The organism is Streptomyces capoamus, from assembly GCF_014654935.1.
GTDB lineage: Bacteria > Actinomycetota > Actinomycetes > Streptomycetales > Streptomycetaceae > Streptomyces > Streptomyces capoamus.
The window spans coordinates 48,629-55,405 of the sequence record NZ_BNBF01000014.1; the positions used below are offsets into that span (position 1 = coordinate 48,629).

Genomic DNA, 6,777 nt, shown 5'->3' on the forward strand with positions numbered 1-6,777 from the left:
GTAGTCCCGGGCGCCCTTGCCGATGGGCCAGCCGCGGCCGTCCTGCGCGTTGTAGTCCTCGAAGGAGAGGCTGCCGGTGGCGCCGGTGTTCATGGTGATCGTGCCGTCGTCCTGGAAGCGCCACTCGCTGATGTACTCGTACCAGCCGACCTGGTTGACGGTGTAGACCAGCAGGTCCTTGCCCTGCTGCTGGTAGGTCCTGCCCGAGTCGAGGATGTCGTGCATCCGGTAGGCGTGGCCGCGCGAACGGGTGGTGGTGCACAGGCCCTTGACGTTCGGGTGGCGCGGGTCCCCGTCCGGGACCTTGACGGTCTTGATGGTGCCGCCGGGGCACTCGGCGGGCGACAGGTCCATCAGGTACTGGGCGAAGGGCTGGCCCGTCAGGTCGTAGTACTCGTGCTTGCCGTCGTCGTACGGCACGTGGATCTGCCCGAGTCTCGCGCTGTTGAGGACCTTGATCGGCTTGTTCTCGCCCTTGGGCTGGTAGGAGACGTTCTGCAGGACGAGGCCGGCCTTGCCGTCGTAGCGCCAGCACATCCGCCAGGTCGTACCCGTACTGAGTTTCTGCTCGATGGTGTAGGCGGCGCTGCAGCCGGGGACCGCCGCGGGAGCGGTGGCCGGCCGGGCGGCGGCCGGGCCGGCGAGCGTCGTGACGCCGGCGGCCAGCGCGGCCAGGGACAGGGCGGCGGCCGCGCCCTTGCGGGCGGCACGGCCCAGGCGCCGCGCGCCGGCGGTCAGGTGCTTGTCGGGCATGTAGAGGTGACTCCCTTGCCGTTGGTCCGGTGGGAAAGGCGGGCGGGCGGCCGGTCAGCCGCGGTCGAGGGCGGCCGTCCTGCGGGCGCTCAGGTCGATCACCAGGTCCCTGGTGTCGATCCAGGGCCCGTTGCGCACCTTGGTGAACAGGCGCACGCACCGGTGCTCGCCGCACCGGTCCAGCACGGCGGGCTGGGCGCCCGGCGAGGCCTCGTAGATCCCGCCGCTCAGCTCCAGCTGGTCCGGTGAGGTGAGGTCCTTGCCGGTGGCGTCCTTGTAGTCCGCCTTGAGGCCCGCGCCCAGCGGGTCGGCCATCAGGATGCGGGCCGCCTCGGCGCTCTCGGCACGGGCCGGCGGCGGCTGCACACCGCGCTGGGTGCCGGTGTGTTCGACCTTGCCGGTGGTGAGGTCGACGGTCCGGGTGACGAGTGTGTCGGTCCGGTAGTCGTAGAAGGTCACGTCGGCCCGGCGCGGCGCGTTCGGGTCGTCGACCTCGGCGGCCTCGGGCTCGGCGAGGTCGGTGCTCAGCCGTTGCGGGCCGCGGGCTCCGGAGACGTCCCGTGCGGTGGCCGAAAGCCGTCCGGCCCCGGCGAGCTTCTCGACCCGCCGGATCTCGTCGTCGGTGAGCGGATCCCGGCCGGTGCCCCGCTTCGGCTCGGCCGGTGCCTGCTCGACGACGCCGGGCGGTGCGGCGTCCGGTCCCTGCCCGGTCTGCCGCGCGGCCCGCGCACCGCCGCCGGCCCCTCCGGAATCGTCCGCTCCGGCCGTGCCCGGCAGAGTGACCGCGACCATGGCGGCGGTCCCCGCCGCCGCCAGGGCCGCACCGGTCAGTACTTTGCCCAGGTGACGGTGGACTTTCTCGCGCACATCTCCCCCTGCTCCCCTTGATCCCCGTGAATTACGTGTCTGCCCCGCTGGTTCGGCGTACGGCGGGTACCAGAACCGCCGCGCGCACTGGTCACTGAACAAGAGGGCGGGTGAGCCACGGGAGGTTGACTCACTTTCGGACGAGACGCGGGGCCGACCCGGCCCCACCCGGACGGCACACCTGGGAGAGTCGTATCCATGCAGGTCTGGCCTGGAGAGGCGTATCCACTCGGCGCCACCTATGACGGCGCCGGAACCAACTTCGCGGTCTTCACGGAGGCCGCGGACCGAGTAGAGCTGTGTCTGCTGCACGACGACGGCTCGGAGACGGCGGTGGAACTCCGCGAGAGCGACGCGTTCGTCCGGCACGCGTACCTGCCCGGCGTCATGCCGGGGCAACGGTACGGGTTCCGGGTGCACGGCCCCTACGACCCCGGGCGCGGGCTGCGCTGCAACTCGGCGAAGCTGCTGCTCGACCCGTACGCGAAGGCGGTCAGCGGTTCGATCCGTTGGGGCGAGGAGGTCTACGGGTACCACTTCGGCGCGCCGGAGCGGCGCAACGACCTGGACTCGGCGCCGCACACCATGACGTCGGTGGTGATCAATCCGTACTTCGACTGGGGCGACGACCGTCCGCCGCGCACGGACTACCACCACACCGTGATCTACGAGGCCCACGTCAAGGGCCTGACCATGCGCCACCCCGGCCTGCCGGAGGAGCTGCGCGGCACCTACGCCGGGCTGGCGCACCCGGTGATCATCGAACACCTGACCAAGCTCGGGGTGACGGCCATCGAGCTGATGCCGGTGCACCAGTTCGTCGACGACCACCGGCTGGCCGACATGGGCCTGAGCAACTACTGGGGCTACAACACCATCGGCTTCTTCGCCCCGCACAACGCGTACGCCTCCTGGGGCGACCGCGGGCAGCAGGTGCTGGAGTTCAAGTCGGCGGTCCGGGCGCTGCACGAGGCCGGGATCGAGGTCATCCTGGACGTGGTCTACAACCACACCGCCGAGGGCAACCACCTGGGCCCGACGCTGTCCTTCAAGGGCCTCGACAACCCGTCGTACTACCGGCTCACGGACGATCCCCGCTACTACATGGACACCACGGGCACCGGGAACTCGCTGCTCATGCGGTCCCCGCACGTGCTCCAGCTGATCATGGACTCGCTGCGGTACTGGGTCACCGACATGCACGTCGACGGCTTCCGCTTCGACCTCGCGGCCACGCTGGCCCGGCAGTTTCACGAGGTGGACCGGCTGTCGTCGTTCTTCGACCTGGTGCAGCAGGACCCGGTGGTCTCCCAGGTGAAGCTGATCGCCGAGCCGTGGGACGTGGGCGAGGGCGGCTACCAGGTGGGCAACTTCCCGCCCCTGTGGACCGAGTGGAACGGCAAGTACCGCGACACCGTACGGGACCTGTGGCGGGGCGAGCCCCGCACGCTCGCGGAGTTCGCCTCCCGGCTCACCGGCTCCTCCGACCTCTACCAGGACGACGGCCGCCGGCCGCTGGCCTCCATCAACTTCGTCACCTGCCACGACGGCTTCACGCTGCACGACCTCGTCGCGTACAACGAGAAGCACAACGACGCCAACGGCGAGGAGAACCGGGACGGCGAGAGCCACAACCGGTCGTGGAACTGCGGGGCGGAGGGCGACACCGACGACGAGGAGGTGCTGCGGCTGCGCGCCCGGCAGATGCGCAACTTCATCGCCACGCTGATGCTGTCCCAGGGCGTGCCGATGATCAGCCACGGCGACGAGTTCGCCCGCACCCAGCACGGCAACAACAACGCCTACTGCCAGGACAACGAGCTGTCCTGGCTGGAGTGGCCGGAGTCGCTGAAGAGCGACCTGCTGGAGTTCACGCGCGCGATGGTGTGGCTGCGCCGCGACCATCCCGTCTTCCGCCGGCGCCGTTTCTTCCACGGCCGTCCGGTGGAAGGGACCCACGACGAGCTGTCCGACATCGCGTGGTTCACCCCGGAGGGCGGTGAGATGACGCAGCAGGACTGGGACTCGGCGCAGGCGTCCGCGCTGGCGGTGTTCCTCAACGGCAACGCCATCTCCGAGCCCGGACCGCGCGGGGAGCGCATCGCCGACGACTCGTTCCTGCTGATGTTCAACGCCTCGCCCGAGCCGCTGGACTTCCTGGTGCCGGTCGACCACGGCCGGCAGTGGCAGGTGGTGGTCGACACGGCCCGGCCGGAGGGGGTGCCGCCGGGGACGGGCGAGAAGGTCGCGGCCGGGGACCGCATCCGCCTGCGGGACCGCAGCCTGACGGTGCTGCAACGGCCGGCGTAGCGGCACGGACGGCGGGACGCGCAGCCCCTCCCGAGGGGCTGCGCGTCCCGCACGCGCGCGCGGAGCATGCGCAACGGTGTGCTTCGACGGTCCGGTCACCCGTACGGCGGCACGGCCGCCTCCCCGGGCCGGGCCCGCTCCTGGTGGCCGAGCCGCCCGGTGGGCCCGGCCGGTCCGCGAGCCGGGGAAGCGCGACGCGGACACGCGGCGTGATCCGGGCGGTGCTCGGTGACACGAAAGGCGCCGAGCGGGGTACGTAGGTTCTCATGACTTCTGAGCGACCCGGACCGGGGGTGCCCACGGCCACCTACCGGCTGCAGCTCCAGCCCGCGTTCCCGTTCGCCGCCGCCGAAGCGGCCGTACCATACCTGGCGTCGCTCGGCGTCTCGCACCTGCACCTGTCCCCGGTCCTGGAGGCCGTTCCGGGCTCCGTGCACGGCTACGACGTCGTGGACCACGCGCGCGTGCGCGGGGAGCTGGGCGGCGAGGAGGGGCTGCGCGCGCTGGCGCGCACCGCGCGCGAGCACGGCCTCGGCCTGGTGGTGGACATCGTGCCGAACCACATGGCGGTGTCGCCCCGGCACAACCGGGCCCTGTGGGAGGTGCTGCGCGACGGGCCCGGTTCGCCGTACGCGCGCTGGTTCGACATCGACTGGGAGGCGCAGGGCGGCCGTGTGCTGCTGCCGGTGCTCGGCGGCCCGGTCGGCTCTCAGCTGGCGCACCTGACGGTCGACGGCGACGTGCTGCGCTACCACGACCACGTCTTCCCGCTCCGGCCGGGCACCGAGCACCTGCCGCTGCCCGAGCTGCTGGACGCCCAGTGGTACCGCCCGGTGTGGTGGCGGCTGGCCCGGACCGAGCTGAACTACCGGCGGTTCTTCAGCATCTCGGAGCTGATCGGGCTGCGGGTGGAGGACCCGGAGGTGTTCGAGGCCACCCACCGCACGATCCTGCGACTGCTGGCGGAGGGCGTCGTCGACGGGCTGCGCATCGACCACCCCGACGGGCTCGCCGACCCCGACGGCTACCTGGCGCGGCTGGACCGGGCGACCGGCGGGCGCTGGACGGTGGTGGAGAAGATCCTGGCCGACGGCGAGCGGCTGCCGGCCTCCTGGCCCGTCGCCGGCACCACGGGCTACGACGCCCTGCGGCACGTCGACGGCCTGTTCACGGACCGCACCGGGGCGTACGAACTGCTCGGCCGGTACCGGGCGTTCGCGGCGCCGCAGACGGACCGGGGCGGCAACTGGGAGGCCACGGTCCGGCGGGCCGCGTACAAGGTGCTCACCCATGAACTGGCCACCGAGACGGACCGGCTCACCCGCGTGGCCGCCCGGCTGTGCGCCGCCTCGCCCGACCTGTCGCTGCGCGACCGCGCGCCCTGGGCGCTGCGCACGGCCGTGGAGGAGCTGCTGGTGCGGATGCGGGTCTACCGGCCGTACGCCTCCGGTGACGCCTCCGCCGTGATCACCGAGGAGGCCGCCGAGGAGGCCCGGCTGGCGTTCGTGGTGCCGGAGGAGGCCGAGGCCGTCGGCATCGTGCGCCGGCTGCTGGTCGAGCCGCCCGGCGACCCCTCGGCGCCCGACCACGCCGACCGCGTGGAGTTCCGCACCCGGTTCGCGCAGACCGCCTCGGCGCTGCGCGCCAAGTCGGTCGAGGACACCGCGTTCTACCGCTATGTGCCGCTGCTGTCGACCGCGGAGGTGGGCGGCGATCCGGGCAGCCCGGGCGTCACGCCGGAGGAGTTCCACGCGTACTGCGCGCGCGTGCAGCGGGACTGGCCGCTGACCGGCACGGTCGTCTCCACGCACGACACCAAGCGCAGCGCGGACGTGCGCGCCGCGCTGGCGGTCCTCACGGAGTGCCCGGACCGCTGGTCGGCGCTGCTCGCCGAGGTGAGCCTGGCCGAGGAGGGAGCCCCGGACGGGCAGCTGGCCTGGGCCGCCTGGCAGACGGTGTTCGGACTGGGTCCGGCCGAGGAGGACCGGGTGCGGCAGGCGCTGCTGAAGCATGTGCGCGAGGCGGGCATGTACACCAGCTGGACGGAGCAGGAGCCGCCGTACGAGGAGGCGGTGGAGGCGTTCGTCGCGGCCGGGCCGTGCGGGCCGTCCGGCGAGCGCGTGGCCGCCCTGCGCAAGGCGCTGGAACCGCACGTGCGGGCCAATGTCCTCGGCACCGCGCTGGTCCACCTGACGATGCCGGGCGTGCCGGACGTGTACCAGGGCTCGGAGGGCGAGTACCGGGCGCTGGTGGACCCGGACAACCGGCGGCCGGTGGCGTTCCCGCCGCAGGTGCCCGGCGAGAAGGACGCGCTGACGGCGGCGGCGCTGCGGTTGCGCGCCCGGCGGCCGGAGGTGTTCGGCGCGGGCGCGTCGTACGTCCCGCTGGCCGCCGAGGGCCCGGCGGCCGAGCACTGCCTGGCGTTCGCGCGCTCCGGCGAGGTGGTCACGGCGGTGACCCGGCTGTCGCTGCGGCTCGCGGAGGCGGGCGGCTGGGGGCAGGCGCGGCTGCCGCTGCCGCCCGGGCGCTGGGCCGACCTGCTCGCTCCCGGACGGGAGTTCACCGGCCACGCGCCCCTGGCGGAGCTCCTGGACCGGCTGCCGGTGGCGCTGCTGGAACGGGTCGCGGAGAACTGACGGGGCCGCCCGTCAGGTGACCGGTCCGGCGGGCCGCGCGCAGTCCTCGTAGGGCCCGGCGGCCCGCAGGACCGGCCAGGCGGCCCGCAGGAGGTCCGTGAAGGCCGCGGCGGCTCCGGTGGGCGGTACGCGCGCGTAGACGGCCAGGGGGCGCTTCCAGGCCGGTTCGGGGGTGAGGACGACGCAGTCCTCGCCGACGGCGCCCCGCACG

At 73.1% G+C, this 6,777-nt stretch carries 4 protein-coding genes and 1 pseudogene; 2 read left to right on the forward strand and 3 right to left on the reverse strand.

The window, feature by feature from the left end; all coding sequences use genetic code 11:
* Together IE312_RS41235 and IE312_RS21910 are read right to left on the reverse strand one after the other, a co-directional pair.
* Positions 1-753, reverse strand: a 753-nt coding sequence (locus IE312_RS41235; protein WP_440862364.1) for a copper amine oxidase, incomplete at its 3' end; no start/stop codon positions are given.
* 54 nt (positions 754-807) lie between these two features.
* On the reverse strand, positions 808-1,620 hold the full coding sequence (locus tag IE312_RS21910) for a Tat pathway signal sequence domain protein (protein WP_189984055.1): 813 nt from the start codon (positions 1,618-1,620) through the stop codon (positions 808-810).
* A gap of 198 nt (positions 1,621-1,818) precedes the next feature.
* On the opposite strand from IE312_RS21910, the gene glgX reads away from it, so the two are divergent.
* Together glgX and treY are read left to right on the forward strand one after the other, a co-directional pair.
* A complete protein-coding gene (glgX, locus tag IE312_RS21915; protein WP_189984056.1) occupies positions 1,819-3,930 on the forward strand; it encodes a glycogen debranching protein GlgX in 2,112 nt (703 codons plus the stop codon).
* A gap of 266 nt (positions 3,931-4,196) precedes the next feature.
* A complete protein-coding gene (gene treY / locus IE312_RS21920; RefSeq protein ID WP_189984057.1) occupies positions 4,197-6,566 on the forward strand; it encodes a malto-oligosyltrehalose synthase in 2,370 nt (789 codons plus the stop codon).
* Positions 6,567-6,578: 12 nt separating this feature from the next.
* Here treY and IE312_RS41240 read toward each other — a convergent pair.
* A pseudogene (locus IE312_RS41240) lies at positions 6,579-6,777 on the reverse strand (LysR family transcriptional regulator); the annotation flags it as partial.